The organism is Bifidobacterium aemilianum (assembly GCF_003315635.1).
In the GTDB taxonomy this organism is placed as follows: domain Bacteria; phylum Actinomycetota; class Actinomycetes; order Actinomycetales; family Bifidobacteriaceae; genus Bifidobacterium; species Bifidobacterium aemilianum.
The window spans coordinates 1-457 of sequence record NZ_PDCG01000072.1 but is presented as its reverse complement, the minus strand read 5'-3'; the positions used below and the strand labels follow the sequence as shown (position 1 = coordinate 457).

General features: G+C 59.1%; 1 protein-coding gene. It reads left to right on the top strand.

Annotation, left to right across the window (positions count from 1 at the left end):
* The coding region (locus CRD60_RS09235) for a hypothetical protein (RefSeq protein WP_236630931.1) at positions 1-200 on the top strand (200 nt) is incomplete at its 5' end.
* Positions 201-457 lie beyond the last annotated feature (257 nt).

Genomic DNA, 457 nt, shown 5'->3' with positions numbered 1-457 from the left:
GCCCCATGACGGCCCCGCAGACGATGGTCACCACCAACAACGGCACATGCCTGGCAAAGGCCAAGGCTTCCTTCATGCTTCCTCCGATACACCCCTGCAGCCCCACCCAACCGCAAGGCAATGAAAAGTTGCCGGCCGCCCCAAGAACGCCCGGCAACTCACCAATGAATCAATACAACCAATTATGCACCCAACCGTAGGCCTTCATCCCCTTACAGACGAGGCGGCAGGTGTGTTCCGAAACCGGTGTACCACCAGTTACGAAACGTTCCGGTCCACTGAAAGCGGACCGATACCGTGAATCCTGCTTCAAACCCCTTCTGTCCGATCACAACCCATCCGGAACAATCCTGTCCCCTTTTACACCGCCCATCACCCTTTCAGATGCATTCCATCCTCCCCCCCTCCGCACCCGCACACCCCACGCCTCGCACCCCCTCGTCCTGAACAGACGCGC